Source organism: Roseburia sp. AM23-20, from assembly GCF_003470905.1.
Taxonomy (GTDB): Bacteria; Bacillota; Clostridia; order Lachnospirales; family Lachnospiraceae; genus Roseburia; species Roseburia rectibacter.
In genome coordinates, this window is sequence record NZ_QRHS01000035.1 from 1 (window position 1) to 15,067 (window position 15,067).

Annotated in this window: 12 protein-coding genes; 8 read left to right on the forward strand and 4 right to left on the reverse strand. The window is 45.4% G+C overall.

Going from position 1 to position 15,067, the window contains the following annotated elements:
- Together DW650_RS17895 and DW650_RS17900 are read right to left on the reverse strand one after the other, a co-directional pair.
- The coding region (locus DW650_RS17895; RefSeq protein ID WP_118210728.1) for a relaxase/mobilization nuclease domain-containing protein at nt 1–1,430 on the reverse strand (1,430 nt) is incomplete at its 3' end.
- Nucleotides 1,402–1,842, reverse strand: a complete 441-nt coding sequence (locus tag DW650_RS17900) for a plasmid mobilization protein (RefSeq protein WP_117636787.1) — start codon at nt 1,840–1,842, stop codon at nt 1,402–1,404. The genes DW650_RS17895 and DW650_RS17900, both read right to left, overlap by 29 nt.
- A gap of 270 nt (nt 1,843–2,112) precedes the next feature.
- On the opposite strand from DW650_RS17900, the gene DW650_RS19605 reads away from it, so the two are divergent.
- Nucleotides 2,113–2,277 carry a hypothetical protein gene (locus tag DW650_RS19605; RefSeq protein WP_157350121.1) on the forward strand — a complete coding sequence of 55 codons (165 nt, stop codon included), beginning with the start codon at nt 2,113–2,115 and terminating at the stop codon, nt 2,275–2,277.
- 15 nt (nt 2,278–2,292) lie between these two features.
- On the opposite strand, the gene DW650_RS20690 is transcribed toward DW650_RS19605, so the two are convergent.
- A complete protein-coding gene (locus DW650_RS20690) occupies nt 2,293–2,436 on the reverse strand; it encodes an AraC family transcriptional regulator (protein WP_117636789.1) in 144 nt (47 codons plus the stop codon).
- Between DW650_RS20690 and DW650_RS17910 the strand changes: the two genes are divergently transcribed.
- Nucleotides 2,435–2,746, forward strand: coding sequence for an L-rhamnose isomerase (locus DW650_RS17910; protein WP_015522068.1), 312 nt, complete (start codon nt 2,435–2,437; stop codon nt 2,744–2,746). The two genes, DW650_RS20690 and DW650_RS17910, sit on opposite strands and share 2 nt — an antisense overlap.
- 12 nt (nt 2,747–2,758) lie before the next feature.
- Nucleotides 2,759–3,586: a rhamnulose-1-phosphate aldolase gene (gene rhaD / locus DW650_RS17915; protein WP_117636786.1), complete on the forward strand. Its 828-nt coding sequence runs from the start codon at nt 2,759–2,761 to the stop codon at nt 3,584–3,586.
- Between the two features lie 8 nt (nt 3,587–3,594).
- Here rhaD and DW650_RS17920 read toward each other — a convergent pair whose 3' ends face one another.
- Nucleotides 3,595–4,632 (reverse strand): AraC family transcriptional regulator, encoded by a 1,038-nt coding sequence (locus DW650_RS17920; protein WP_158576239.1) that lies wholly within the window; start codon nt 4,630–4,632, stop codon nt 3,595–3,597.
- A 214-nt stretch (nt 4,633–4,846) separates the two neighbouring features.
- On the opposite strand from DW650_RS17920, the gene DW650_RS17925 reads away from it, so the two are divergent.
- From DW650_RS17925 to DW650_RS17945, 5 genes are read left to right on the forward strand one after another with little or no spacing between them, the layout of a single operon-like run.
- Nucleotides 4,847–5,938 (forward strand): alpha/beta hydrolase, encoded by a 1,092-nt coding sequence (locus DW650_RS17925; RefSeq protein WP_118210729.1) that lies wholly within the window; start codon nt 4,847–4,849, stop codon nt 5,936–5,938.
- A gap of 35 nt (nt 5,939–5,973) precedes the next feature.
- Entirely contained in the window at nt 5,974–8,238 is a 2,265-nt protein-coding gene (locus DW650_RS17930; protein ID WP_118210730.1) for a glycoside hydrolase family 3 C-terminal domain-containing protein, read from the forward strand.
- A 9-nt stretch (nt 8,239–8,247) separates the two neighbouring features.
- Nucleotides 8,248–9,600 carry an MFS transporter gene (locus DW650_RS17935; RefSeq protein WP_117636782.1) on the forward strand — a complete coding sequence of 451 codons (1,353 nt, stop codon included), beginning with the start codon at nt 8,248–8,250 and terminating at the stop codon, nt 9,598–9,600.
- 24 nt (nt 9,601–9,624) lie between these two features.
- A complete protein-coding gene (locus tag DW650_RS17940) occupies nt 9,625–12,420 on the forward strand; it encodes an alpha-L-rhamnosidase (RefSeq protein WP_118210731.1) in 2,796 nt (931 codons plus the stop codon).
- Between the two features lie 14 nt (nt 12,421–12,434).
- A complete protein-coding gene (locus tag DW650_RS17945) occupies nt 12,435–15,065 on the forward strand; it encodes a family 78 glycoside hydrolase catalytic domain (RefSeq protein ID WP_118210732.1) in 2,631 nt (876 codons plus the stop codon).
- Nucleotides 15,066–15,067: the final 2 nt, after the last annotated feature.

Genomic DNA, 15,067 nt, shown 5'->3' on the forward strand with positions numbered 1-15,067 from the left:
ATGAAGGGATTGCAACAAAAAGAAAACCCATAAATCCCCTCATGAATGAGGGGGCAGGGAGTTGAGGTGTCGAAGACACTATTTTTATTCCTGCTGTTGATGAACTGACAGTAAATGGATTTGTTTGCCAGATATTGCCCGGTGTAGTGGATTTTTTCCTTGACCTGCTTCAGCTTTTTTTCCGTGGAACGGAGCGCTTTCCTCATACCAGTGGCATGGCGTTTTGCGTCTTCATAAGCTAATTCCAGATCCTCTGCTGTATTATAGCCATGTTCCTGAATATAGGCAACAGTCCTTGCCATCCGCTGCAGATTGGATAGCTTCGCTTTCTGCGCATAGGCGGCGCTTTGCTGCGCCCTGGCACAGTTCTGCAGATCGGCCACGAGCCGGAGATCGGATTTGATAAAAACAAAGTCCGGCAGTTCACTCGGTATAGTATTTTGATGAGTATCTGCAGGACGCTCCGGCTCAGGATGCCGATGCTGTTCCTGTCTTGCGTTTTTCTCCCACAGAGAAAGAAGATATTCTTTTTCATAATGGCTCCCTAGGTTCCTTCCGGTGATATACTTCTGCCGGTCCGGGTGGAGATAGCTGAGCCGGCCCCGGCTGACCTTGAGTGAAATATTATATTTTTCTCTCAGAACTTTTTGAAAATCTTCCAGGGAATGGACAGCGACAGAGACTTCCTCAATGGCTCTCCGGAGCTGGTCTTTCTGCGTCTCAAATTTTGTCTTCCGTGGCGTAACACCATCTGCAAGCATCTTCCGGTTTAACTCATTCATCTTTTTCTGTCCCCTGCGCCGTGCGTGATATTCCCGGTCGGTGATTTTCTTCTCTGCAGGAGAGAGCAGATCTACCTGGTGCAGACCTTCCCGATGGCATAGATCCATTACATCCTGTTTTAGATAAGCAAGATAATTGTTTGTGAGATGATGTTTATATCCGGCACGGGAATCGCAGGAACGCTCCATAAAGCCACGACGTTCCACCTCATATTTTCGTAGACTGTTAATCACAATATGCACATGGATATTACCGCTTTCGTTATTTCCGTCTGTGTGGGTGCAGACTAAAGCCTGGTGTCCGGGGAAATTTTTGCGGGTATATTCTATACCAAGCTGCTGTGCCCGTTCTCCGGTCAATCCATTGTCTGCCGCATCTTTCGGATCGAAACTCAGAATATAATGATGGGATTTGATTTCATCAAAGGTCTGATTTTTACGATACTGAGCGTTCAGTTCCTTACATTCCATATCAAAAGTGAACGGATCGCAGTTTATGCCGTCCAGATAGAATTCCTTACGGGGAATCATCCTGCCGCTTTCATCAAGGACAGGTTTCATGGTGGCTTCATCATATTGGAACATGAGATAGCGCTGTGCCTCTCCATAATCCGCATTTTTACTGGTGATATGTTTCAGGATGGCCATGAGCGGCAGCTCCTTTCTGTATGGAAGAAAGTTCCGCAGAGAGGGAGTGGAAGTCTCCCGCCATTTTCAAAACTTCATATTTCATTTCATAAATATCTGCAATTCCCTGTTGAATATACTTTCGCATTTCCTGAGAATGAATACCGCCGCTGTTAAAGTACCGTGCAATCTGGTTCAAATTGCTGCCGATTTTTCCAAACTCTCCGATCAGCTTTTTCAGCTCAGGAAGATCTGCCACGACCTCATAAGTGATCTTTGGAGGCTTCCCGGTGATAAGTTTCCTTGCGTACTCGGCCACCGGAAGTGAAGCGTTTTTTGCATTGGAAGAGATATTCTCATATTCTGTATCTGTCAGGCGCAGCATGATCTGGTGATTTCGTTTCAACTCTTTATGTTTTTTGGGACGTGCCACTTGCTGTTTCCTCCTTTGAAAATATCCTTATAAGAATAAGCCTATTGGAATATCTTTGTGGGAAGAGAAATCCGTAATTTAAAAAATTACGCTGTGACTGTCAAGGAGCCAAAACAGCATATTAATAAATATGCGTTATTCGAGGGTATGGGGAGCGAAATCCTCATCAAGTTTGCCGGGGAACGGAAACCACGAAAGTGAGTTTTGAGTTACTCAGGCGAAACTTGCTCTTATGCTCTTCTTATGTTCTTCGACTGGAGAGACGCCGGCATGACAGACTATGTGGCGATTGTGAAGAAGTGTGAGGGAGATATTGTGTATACCGTAGAAGGGAATACGAGTACGACAGTGAATGGCAATAGCGTCAGGGGAGTGTGGCAGCATCAGTATCCGATTGGGAGTGGACGTATTCTTGGTTACGGTATGTTATCTTAATGTTGTTAAATAATTTTAGACGTCATTTGAAAAGCTGTTGCTATCTCCTAAAGAGGCGGCAGCTTTTTCTCTACGATATTCTTTTGGAGTTTTCCCATACAGTTCTTTAAATTTGTTGTGAAAAAAGCTGCTGTTTTCGTAGCCTACTGTATGGAGAATGTCTTCTGTAGATAAAGTTGCCTTGGATTATTTTGACGCGAGCATCAACAGAATCTCCGCATGGGTTGTAGGATTCCGTAATTTCCAGAAAGCACTTTTAAATGCACTGCTGACACCAAATGAAACACTGAAACAACTGCAGGACGAAGGACGTATGACAGAGCTGATGGTAAAGCAGGAAGAGATAAAAACACTGCCCTTTGGTGATGTGTGGGCCGAGTATTGTGAAGAATGCGGAGCGCCAAAAGACGGTACGTGGTTCGGGGAAATTGAGAAATACGAAGAGACGGTATTGACAAAAAGAGTGTAGGAGGGAAAAGCCGTGAGTGTATTGGATACAAAATTTGTACAGGGATTTATCCGTATGTGTAACGATGGATGGGAGCAGGGATGGCACGAGAGAAACGGCGGCAACCTGTCTTACCGCATCAAAGACGAGGAAGTGGCGGAGGTAAAAGAGTTCCTTCATTATGACAATGAATGGAAACCGATTGGCACCAAAGTCCCCGGACTTGCGAGCGAATATTTCCTCGTAACAGGCAGCGGGAAATATTTCCGCAATGTCATCATTGATCCGGAGGATAGTATCTGCATCATCGAACTGGATGAAAAAGGAGAGAATTACCGCATCTTTTGGGGCCTGGTAAACGGAGGCAGACCGACCAGTGAGCTACCGAGCCACCTGATGAACCATGAAGTGAAAAAAGGCGTTACCAATGAAGCGCACCGGGTGATTTATCATGCACATACCACGAATGTGATCGCACTGACATTTGTACTGCCGTTGGAGGATAAAGTATTTACTAGAGAACTCTGGGAGATGGCGACCGAGTGCCCGGTTGTATTTCCTTCCGGAATCGGTGTAGTAGGATGGATGGTGCCGGGCGGCCGTGAGATCGCAGTGGCGACAAGTGCCCTGATGAAAGAATATGATGTGGCAATCTGGGCGCATCACGGCATGTTCTGCTCAGGGGAAGACTTTGATCTTACATTCGGATTAATGCACACCGTAGAGAAATCCGCGGAAATCCTTGTAAAGATGCTGTCCATGAGACCGGATAAAAGACAGACAATCTCACCTCAGAATTTCAGAGATTTGGCGAAAGATTTTAAAGTAACTTTACCGGAAAAGTTTCTATATGACAAATAATGTACATATCACATATTTGGCGTATCAGAAGCATGAAGCATGTTTCGATATTCCATAGGCGTACATCCGTATTTCTTGCGGAACAGCTGAAAGAAAAAGCTGGTATTCTGATATCCGACGGCAAGGCTGATATCATTTGTGGAAAGTGCGGTGCTCCTTAACAGTTTTGCCGCCTGAGAAAGCCGCTGTGTCTGGACCAGCTCTTTGTAAGTGATTCCGGTATGCTGGCGGATATAGGCAGAGAGATAGTTTGGGTGCATATTAAAAAACTCAGCTGTAGAAGAAAGGGTACAGTCCGCAAAGTTTGTTTCGATATATCGGAGTATGGTATAAATCTGATCCACTGAGGAGTGATCCAGAACCATACCGTGCTGGAAAAGATTAATCATCTCACAGGTGATCAGTGTAAAAAGACTGTCTAAAAAAGGCCCGGATGTTACGGACGGAGAATAAAATTCACAGAGAAACTGGTTGGTAAGATCTGCCAGCCGGTTTTGTTTTTGTTCCGGGGAAAAGACAATATACCTGCTTTCCTGCATCGTGGTGTTCAGAGCCTCAATGAAAAAGTGTGTAAGGTAATTATCCTGAGACAGGCGTTCAAAAAAAGTACCGTTCAGATATTCGCGCGTCAGCAGAAAATTGATGATAATATCATTTTCTGAACATCTTTTGACAGAATGAGGTGCATTCTGGCTGATCAGAACCATCTGCCCGGCTTTTAGCCTGAATGTAGTCTTATTTATCGTCATTGTGCAGGCGCCAGAATAAATATAACTCAATTCCAGCCACTCATGGATATGCAGAGGTACGTTTTCAAAACGATCTTGTTTTACAACAGCGAAGTTGTAATAACTCGGAAGAACTTTCTTTGAAAGAAATAAAGAACGCAGATCTTCAAGGTTCGTATCAAAACGGTAACAGGGTGTATCAAACTTACCTCTGGCAACAGGAAATTGTGAATAATCTTTCTTTACACCGTTCAGACGCTGGGTTTCTTCGGGAGTGTGCTGCTTCAGAAATTGATTCAATGCAGATAATGTCATCATATATATTCTCTCCTTTTCAAGATATGAATGAACTGTGATTATAGTCATCAGCAGTTTATTTAACCTGTCTAAAATATACCATATTGGGGGCAAAGGTGTACAGAGTAATCTCGGATATTTATTAAGTTTGGTCGGTAAATCACTTATGTTTCGTTGATGTAATTTTAGTCTGTATAATGTAAGATATCAGTAAGAAAAGGAGGCATAGGTTAGGATGAAGATATTTTTTGCAGTAGTGGTGATTGTTTTATTATTTGTAATCGGTGCGACATTATATGTCTACAAAAAAAGTGCCATGTTTTTACCGGCACTTCTTGGCATCTGCGGATTTCCAAAAATAAAGGAAAGCAGCTATTACGATGAAAACGGACATTTCCGTCCGGGAACGGGGGAGGACAAAGTTGGATTTTTCATGCAGCATCCGGTATTCGGCGGTTTTAAACATATGTTTTTCAATGTGGAGGATAACGTGCTGAAAGCCATTGCGCCTGTAAAGTATAAGGATTTTTTTAAGGCGCAGGGCCGTGAGGAACAATTGGATGCAGCCTTGGAATCTTTCAATTATCTAACCGGACTTGTTGAGAAAGGTCAGGCAAGGCTGGTGTCGAATCTGTATCCTGCGGAAGCAGTGAAGGGTCATCCGTACAGGTCACATCTGACGGGAATGTTTTATCAGGGACAACAGGGAAAACCACTTGCCATTGTAGTTCCGGGAGGTGGATTTATCAGTAATGTAACTGATTGCGAGGGGTATCCTGTGGCGATGAAGTTGCATAAAATGGGATATTCTGTTTTTGTCGTAAGTTATCCGGTCGGCAGACAGCTGGGTGAGACAGAACAGGTAAAGCAGGGACAGGCTGCCGCGAGGGAACTGACACAAGTGATCCGATATCTGACGGAGCATCAAAAACAGTTTTCTGTAAACATGGATGATTATGCCATCTTTGGTTTTTCAGCAGGAGGACTTATGACCACGGCGTATTCATTTGCCAATTATGAGGACTGCTGCCACAAGAATCATCTGCCAAGACCGAAGGTGATCTTCCCTATGTATGGTCTGGACTGGGATATCAAAGCTTTGCCGGAGGACAAGGGACTGGCGGTATTTTCTATCGTAGGGCGGGATGATGAGTTCGGTTTTGCAAATGTGGAAGATAAACTGCCGGAATTAGAGAAGGTACTGGGCAAAGAAAATGTGTCGGTCAGAATCGTTGACGGACTGGGACATGGATTTGGAATAGGAAATGAAACAAAAGTGAAAAACTGGCTTCAGGAAGCAGTCATCTTCTGGGAAGCCCACAGATAGGAACAGATAAGAATTTATTTAAGGAGGATTTCATAATGAGCAGAAACTTGAAAGAATTGATCAGACAGATGACACTGGAGGAAAAAGCAGGACTTTGTTCGGGAGCGGATTTCTGGAACACGATGGGAATCGAAAGGTTAGGGATTCCTTCCGTTATGATGACAGACGGCCCGCATGGTCTGCGCAAACAGGAAGGAACGGCGGATCATCTCGGCCTAAATAAAAGTGTGAATGCAGTCTGCTTTCCGGCAGCCTGTGCCACAGCATCCAGCTTTGATGTGGAACTGATGGAACGTATGGGACAGATCCTTGGGGACGAGTGTCAGGCTGAGAACGTGAGCATGCTCCTCGGCCCTGCAGTTAATATCAAACGCAGTCCTCTCTGCGGAAGGAATTTTGAATATATGTCCGAAGATCCATATCTGACAGGAAAGATGGCGTCAGCATATATCCGGGGCGTACAGTCGAAAGACATCGGAACCAGTATGAAACACTTCGCCGCGAATAATCAGGAAACAGACCGTATGCAGATATCGTCGGAAGTATCGGAACGGGCTTTCCGGGAAATTTATCTGCCGGCTTTTGAGGAGGCGGTGAAGAAAGCGCAGCCAAAGACTGTGATGTGTAGCTACAATAAGATTAACGGAGTATTTTCTTCAGAGAATAAGAAACTTCTGACAGATATCCTGCGGGATGAGTGGGGATTTGAAGGATATGTGGTCAGTGACTGGGGAGCTGTAAATGACCGGGTGAAAGGACTGAAAGCCGGTCTTGACTTGGAGATGCCGGGATCAGGAGGATATAATACAAGAAAGATTATTCAGGCAGTGGAGAATGGAGAACTGGAGGAAGAAATTCTTGACAGAACGGTGGAACGCATACTGAAAGTAGTCTTCTCCTACACAGATAACAGGAAAGCGGAGACTGTATTTGACAGGGAAAAGGATCACAAAGCAGCGGCAGATATCGAAACAGAGTGCGCCGTACTTCTGGAAAACAGGGGAGTGCTGCCGCTGAAAAAAGAACAGAAAGTAGTCTATATCGGGGAATTTGCAAAGAAACCGCGATACCAGGGCGGGGGATCGAGTCACATCAATACGGACAGCGTAGTGTCGGCTCTGGAAACTGCGGTGAGAAAAGGCAGGGCAGTGGAGTATGTGAAAGGCTTCTCGTCAGAGCGTGACGAGATGACAGAAGAGGAGCTGAAACAGGCGTGTGAAGCGGCAGCGGGCGCAGATGTAGTTGTAATCTTTGCCGGACTGCCGGACAGCTTTGAGTCGGAAGGATATGACAGAACATCCATGGAACTGCCAAAGTGTCAGAATCGCCTTATAGAGGCTGTGGCTGAGATACAGAAAAATGTGGTAGTGGTTCTTCATAACGGAAGTCCCGTAGAAACTCCATGGGCGGAGTCTGTAAATGCCATTCTGGAGATGTATCTGGGAGGAGAAGGCATTGGGGAGGCCAGCGACCGGCTGTTATTTGGGGAGGCAAATCCGGGAGGACGTCTGGCGGAGACGTTCCCATATCGTCTGGAAGACAATCCGAGTTACCTGAATTTCCCCGGAGACGGCAGGACTGTTCTCTATGGAGAAGATATCTTTGTCGGATACCGTTACTATGATGCGAAGAAAGTGCCGGTGCGCTGGGCATTCGGCCATGGACTGTCATATACGGAATTCAGCTACAGCAATATGAAACTCTCTTCTGCGGAAATGAAAGATGGAGATATTCTGAAGGTGAGCATTGATGTGGAGAATACAGGGAAGAGGGCAGGAAGTGAAGTGGTTCAGCTCTATGTCAGCGGCAAAAACAGTACAGTGCCAAGAGCAGTGAAAGAACTAAAAGGGTTTGCGAAAGTATTTCTGAATCCGGGTGAGAAGAAGACTGTTACAATGGAGCTTTGCGCGAGAGATTTTGCTTACTACGAGACAAAGATTCACGACTGGTATACTCCGTCAGGTACATATGAGATCCAGATCGGGCATGCCAGCGATGAGATCAGAGAGGCTGCAGAACTTACATTTACCACTGATGTGCTGCTGCCGTTCACTGTGGATATGACCACTACAATGGGGGAATTGATGAACCACCCGAAGACAGCAGGGAAAATGATGGAGTATCTTGAGGGAATATCACAGGGAGAAGAACCTAAGAAAGAAGATGGGGATGTACAACTTGTGACTCCGGAAATTATTGCGCAGATGCCGCTGAAATCATTTTTAAGCGTTATTCCGGGCGAAGCGATCGAGCAGATGATCGTGGAGTTAAATGCTCTGTGTGCAGAAGAAGGAAAGTGAGAATAAAATATGAATCAAGATAAGATAAAAATGAGAGAAAAGCTGTCATTTGCAATGGCAAACTTTGGAAACATTCCGGTTATGACACTGATCAACGGATATTTACTAATTTTTTATACCAATATATGCGGCTTGAGTCCTGCTGCATGTGCGACACTGTTCCTGATCGCACGCTTTCTAGATGCCATTAACGATCCGTTAGTTGGGTTTATGATCGACCATCTTCCGACCAGAAAGATGGGACATTTCCGACCGACATTGATTCTGGGAACAATTCTGTGTAGCGCCAATTTCCTTCTACTTTGGTTTGGACCTATGTTATCAACATCGGGGAAACTGGCAATCGCATATGTATCGTATATTCTGCTTGGTGTGTTGTTCCCAGTCATGGATATTTCGCTGAACAGTCTTCTGCCGGTTATGACAGAAGATATGAAAGAAAGGAACAGCTTAAGTTCAATCAAAGGGCTTGCATACGTGATCGGGGCGCTTGTAATCGGTGTGGCAGCTCCACTTATTCTTGGAGATACTTCTAACAAACAGGGATATATTAATCTTGTTCTGATCATGACAGCAGTGATTTTTTTCTTCTCTATTATAGGAACCATGGGAGTAAAAGAACGTGTAAAACCACAGATGGAGAACAGCTATTCTGTAAAAGAATTATTCAAGATTCTCAGTCAGAAGCCGGTGTACATTACATTCCTTGCTGTACTGTTATATTCGATTGGAAGCAATATCGTGAATGCAGCAAATACATACTTTTATACATATATTTTTGAAGATCTGACGTTGGCGTCTATTATTACGCTTATTACATGTGTTACTGTTTTTCCGGCTACAATGGTCATTGGTAATCTGATTGGAAGGTTTGGAAAGAAGAAAATGTATGCGATTGGACTTGCACTTGCAGGACTGGCACCAATCATCCGTCTGTTGGATGTGAGGAGCATTCCCCTTCTTATTGTCTCTGTATTGATTGCAGGAATAGGAGCCGGCTTTGCAGCACCTCTTAATTATGGAATACAGGCAGATAATACAGATTATATCGAAGTGTCTATGGGAATTAGGGCAGAAGGTGCTGTCGCATCTCTTTCCAGCTTTGTCTCCAAGTGTGCAATGGGAATCGGTGGTGCGATTCCGGGGTATCTGCTGCAGTTAGCAGGATTTGACAGTAAGGCGGCAGTACAGAATGACAATGTAATTAATGTGATCGTCCTCTGTGTGCTAATATTGCCGGCAATCGTAAATGTGGTGGCCATTGTGATCTTCTCAAAAGGTTATCCTATTACCAAGGAAAAATTGAATGAGCAGATATGTCTGATGAGGGAGAAACGGTCAAAATCGGGTATAAGTGAATAAGAATGATAGAGAAGGAGTATCAGCATGGGAAAGATTTATGCAGCAAAAACAAATCATATCACAAATCCGATAGGGTTTAATATGGATTCTGTTGCATTTTCATGGAAAGTGAAAGGATGCAGAGGACAGGAACAGAAACATGCAAGGATTGTGATCAGCAAGAACAAAACCTTCACAGATATCTGTCACGACACGGGGGAGGCAGAGTTGGACAGTCTCGCTGCAAGAGTGGAATTTGAACCGCAGCCGTATACAAGATATTACTGGAAGGTCATTGTGACAACAGATGCAGAGGAAGTGATCGAATCAGACGCGCAGTTCTTTGAGACCGCCAAAATGGATGAACCGTGGACTGGCAGGTGGATTACCTGTGACAGCAGTCAGGAACGGCATCCGATTTTCTCAAAGAGGATTCGTCCGGCAAAAGAAGTGAAAAACGCAAGACTGTACATTTGCGGCCTGGGATTGTATGAAGCATATTTTCTGGGGGAAAACAAAGATAATCCTGAGAAAATCGGTGATGAGTATCTGACTCCGTACTGCAATAATTATGACCGGTGGATCCAGTATCAGACGTATGACATCACGAAACAGGCAGAACAAGGCGGTGTGCTGTCTGTTCTTCTCGGAAACGGCTGGTATAAAGGCAGGTTCGGTTTCAATGATCCGGAACGGGAAGCATATTACGGTGACGAGTGGAAGCTGATTGCGGAGGTTCACATAGAGTATAAAGACGGAACGAAAGATGTGATCAGTTCTGATGAAACCTGGTCAGTTACAAGAAGCAATTTGTGGTTTTCCAATATCTATGACGGTGAGAGAAGAGATGATACGCTGCCGCCGGTTGAGGAGTCTCCTGCGCGGATCGCAAAGGCTCCGAAAGGCCGGCTTATGGAACGGTTATCTCTTCCTGTTAAGGTACAGGAGGAGAGGAAGCCGGCAGATCTGATTCATACTCCTGCCGGAGAAGAGGTATTTGATCTGGGGCAGGAGATCACGGGGATCTTCCGGCTGCGGGTGCATGAGCCGGCAGGGACAGCTATCAGGATCCAGACAGGCGAGGTGCTTCAGAATGGGTGCTTTTATAATGAGAATTTGAGAACTGCGCTGTCGGAGTATGTCTATATTTCTGATGGTACGGAAAAGGTGATCACTCCTCATTTTACATACTATGGCTATCGATATGTAAAAGTGACCGGGGTTAAGGATCTTTCGTGTGAGGATTTTACGGCGCTTGTTCTTTACAGCGATTATGAGAGCATCGGGGCAATTGAGACAGGGAATGATCTTGTGAATAAATTGATCTCCAATATCGAATGGGGAATGAAAGGGAACTTTCTGGATGTGCCTACAGACTGTCCGCAAAGAGATGAGAGGATGGGCTGGACAGGGGATACACAGGTATTTTCCGCGACTGCAAGCTATCTGGCTGATACCTATGCGTTTTACAGAAAATATTTATACGACCTGTATCAGGAACAGCTTCTGGCGGACGGAATGGTTCCGGAGATTGTCCCCACATTCGGACCGACAAAATGTTCCTGCGCATGGGGAGACGCCGCATGTATCATTCCCTGGAACGTATATCTGTTCAGCGGGGACAAAACAATACTCGAAAACCAGATTGAGAGCATGAAAGCGTGGGTCGATTATATCCGGAGAATTGACGGAGACAATCATGGATGGAGACAGGTTTTCCATTATGGGGACTGGCTTGCTCTTGACCGTACAGGTGCCGCTGCGAACAGCGTGTATGGAGCGACTGATGAAGCATACATTGCAGACATCTACTACGCGGCAAGTGCACAGATTGTTGCAAAAGCAGCAGAGGTGCTTGGACTGGAAGAAACGAGACAGGAGTATCAGAAAATCGCAGACCGTCAGTGGCAGGTCGTGAAAGAAGAATATTTTACTGCTACAGGCAGATGTGCGGTGAAGACGCAGACAGGGCTTGTTCTTGCACTGAAATATCATCTGTCTGAAAATGAAGAACTGACAAAGCAGATGCTGCAAAAGCTTCTCAGGGATAATAAAAATAAATTAAATACCGGGTTTGTAGGAACACCGCTTTTGTGCAATGTCCTGACTGATCATGGAATGACAGATGCGGCATACCGGCTGCTCCTGAATGAGGAATACCCGGGCTGGCTCCATGAAGTGAAGCTGGGAGCAACGACGGTGTGGGAGCGTTGGAATTCACTGGATGAGAGCGGACATGTCTCCAGCACGGGGATGAACAGTCTGAATCATTATTCCTACGGCGCTGTATTGGAGTGGATCTTCCGCCATGCAGCTGGAATTGATGTGATGGAACAGAGCCCGGGAGGCAAGGTGATGCGAATCAGTCCGAAAGTGAATAATGGACTTAAATATGTAAAAGCTGTTTATGATTCGGCAACCGGATGCTATCAGTGCGGCTGGGAGATATCAGAGGATAATAAAATCACGGTCACTGTTACGGTTCCGTTCGGCGGAAGTGCAGAAGTGGTTCTTCCATATGCACCAGAATGCATATATGAGGATATAGAAAATCCATTATTTGAAGAGGTAGAAAATGGAATCTGCCGTGTGAGAGCCGGAGAATATGAAGTCGCTTATGAGGCGTCACAGCCTTTAAAGAAGAAATATAGCATAGACTCGACAATGGAAGAACTGCTGAACCATCCGGATATCCGCGCGTTTCTTTCTCAAATGGTGGAAGTAGATATGATCCCCGATATTGCATATGGGCTTTCGCTTAGAGATGTCGCGAAAACATTCGCAGGAGAGATAAAAAAAGATGAGGCGCAGATGCTGGATACGGCGCTTGCGAAATTCTGATCAGGAAGGCTGCTATGGAGCTTACAAGACTTAAGGTAAACAGTCAATACAGACCATGCGTGGACGAAGCACCTTATTTTTCATGGGTGATTACCAGTGACAAAAAGAATGTGATGCAGACATCCTATCATATTACAGTGACAGGTCTGGGAGAAGTGGTGTGGGATTCCGGGGTGGTAGAAAGTGATAAAAGTACTTTTGTAGAGTACAACGGAAAACCATTGAAAAGTCTCAGTGACTATAGCTGGACAGTGGAAGTGACGGTTAATAACGGAGAAAAGGCAGCGGCATCCTCATCCTTTGAGACAGGATTTATGAAGAAAGAATGGACGGCCGAGTGGGTGAAATCTCCGTTCCCGATGAAAAAGGTAAAACCCGGAACCGGCGGGCAGAACCCGGCAGAATATTTTCGCAAAGAATTTGGTGTACGAGACGGCATAAAACGAGCGCGCGTTTACGCCACCTGTCACGGAGCATATCAGCTCAGCATGAACGGAATGCGTCCGGATGACAGAGAGTTTGCGCCGGAATTTACCGTCTATTCCCAATATCTGTGTTACCAGACCTATGATGTGACCTCGGTTTTGAGAGAGGGAGAGAATGTCATAGGGATGCTGGTAGGGGATGGTTGGTATGACAGCGCGAACTTTAAACCGAGAAGCAGGAAGTTTAAAGCCGAACATTCTGTGTTATTTCAGATAAAGATTGATTATGAAGACGGAACGAGTGAAATGGTTGTGTCCGATGATGCGGTGAAAGTTTCGGAAAGTCCGGTTCGGTCTTCCGATCTGTTTGCAGGTGAACTCTATGACGCACGGATGGAACAGGAAAACTGGAACTGCTGCGGATTCGATGACAGCAGCTGGAAAGCAGGTATCCCATGCAAAAAATCTTACGTCAACCTGGTAGCTCAGTACGGGGAACCGGTGCGCCCGGTAAAGGAATTACCGGCAGTCGGAATGACGGTCAGCCCGAAAGGCGAGACAATCATTGACTTCGGGCAGAATCTGGCGGGTGTTCTGCGGGTAAAAACCAAACTGCCGGCCGGAACAAAAATGGTATTAGATCATTTTGAAACTCTGGATCAATATGGAAACTATTTCAACAATATTTTCATGTCAGAGAAAACAGGGCACAAGCAAAGTGATATTTATATTTCAAACGGTAAATTCACAGAATATACACCGCATTTTACATATCATGGATTCCGCTATGTGAGAGTGACATGCGATCAGCCGGTGAGCCCGGAGGATTTCACAGCGATTGTCCTGTCCTCTGACAATGAGGATCTGGGAACTTTTGAGACATCCAACGAAGATATAAACCGGCTTTACGAAAATACAAGATGGTCTCAGCGGTCGAATCTGTTTTCAATCCCCACGGACTGCCCGCAGAGAGAAAAAGGCGGATGGACCGGAGATATCCAGATTTATGCAAGAACAGCCATGCTCAACGAAAATGTAACCCCGTTTCTGACAAGATGGCTGCGTAATATGACCTGCAGTCAGCAGAAAAATGGGGCAATCCCCAATGTGATCCCCCTTACCGGAATCTATGAATTACTGGAGAAACTGAATCGGATCGTATACCGCAATTTTGAACCGGTGGGAGAAGCAGGATGGGGAGATGCCGCCTGTATCGTACCGTGGAGCATGTATCAGCTTACAGGAAATATCAGGATACTGAGAGAACAGTATGACACAATGAAAAAGTGGTGCGACTATATCATCAACACTGCAAAGAAGCGTAGAGGCAAGATGAAACATCCAAAAGAAATTGATCAGTATCTGTGGAATACAGGACATCAGTACGGGGAGTGGCTCATACCGAGCCAGACAGTAGACGGAGCAGACCAAAGCGCTGCAAAACCTGTCAATACTTCTGCATACTGCGCGCCAATCTTTGGATGGAATTCCTGCCGGATCATGGCAGATACGGCAGCACTCCTCGGGTATACATCAGACGAATTATATTATGATGACATTGCGTCCAGAATGAAATCTGCCATTCAAAAAGGACTGATCGATGATGACGGGAAGATGCCTCTTGATTTTATGGGCAGTTATGTGCTGGCAATCGCATTTGATCTTGCTCCTGAAAGGAAGAAAAAAAGTATCGCCGGACATTTGATTCGCAAGATAGAAGAAAACGGGGATTGTCTGGATACAGGGTTCCTGACGACGCCGTATCTGCTGGATGCACTCTGTAAGATCGGCAGGATGGACGAGGCATATAAAATCCTGCTTCAGACAAAGTGCCCGTCATGGCTTTATGAGGTGAAGCAGGGAGCGACAACAATCTGGGAAAATTACATTTCTTACAAGGAGGACGGGTCTCCGGTTATGACAAGCCTGAACCACTATGCCTTTGGATGCGTGGACGACTGGATGTTCCGGAAGATAAGCGGCATTGATATGGCTGCTCCCGGATTTAAGGAGGTTGTAATCGCACCGGAGCCGGATAATGCGTTTACCAGTGTAAAACGTACTTATATGAGTGAGTACGGGGAAATCGCAGTCAGGTGGAGTATGGACGAAGGAAAATTTAAGCTGAAAGTAAAAATCCCCTGCAACACGACTGCCGTTGTAAAGATGCCGGATGGCAGATTATACAAGGTAGGAAGCGGAATGTATCAGTTTGAATAAAG

What these genes read in the sequence shown, in the direction of transcription:
- DW650_RS17925 (WP_118210729.1), top strand. Translation starts at nt 4,847, where the DNA reads ATGAAGATATTTTTTGCAGTAGTGGTGATTGTTTTATTATTTGTAATC.
- DW650_RS17945 (WP_118210732.1), top strand. Translation starts at nt 12,435, where the DNA reads ATGGAGCTTACAAGACTTAAGGTAAACAGTCAATACAGACCATGCGTG.
- DW650_RS19605 (WP_157350121.1), top strand. Translation starts at nt 2,113, where the DNA reads ATGACAGACTATGTGGCGATTGTGAAGAAGTGTGAGGGAGATATTGTG.
- DW650_RS17930 (WP_118210730.1), top strand. Translation starts at nt 5,974, where the DNA reads ATGAGCAGAAACTTGAAAGAATTGATCAGACAGATGACACTGGAGGAA.
- DW650_RS17935 (WP_117636782.1), top strand. Translation starts at nt 8,248, where the DNA reads ATGAATCAAGATAAGATAAAAATGAGAGAAAAGCTGTCATTTGCAATG.
- DW650_RS17940 (WP_118210731.1), top strand. Translation starts at nt 9,625, where the DNA reads ATGGGAAAGATTTATGCAGCAAAAACAAATCATATCACAAATCCGATA.
- DW650_RS17920 (WP_158576239.1), bottom strand. Translation starts at nt 4,632, where the DNA reads ATGATGACATTATCTGCATTGAATCAATTTCTGAAGCAGCACACTCCC.
- DW650_RS17910 (WP_015522068.1), top strand. Translation starts at nt 2,435, where the DNA reads ATGTCTTCTGTAGATAAAGTTGCCTTGGATTATTTTGACGCGAGCATC.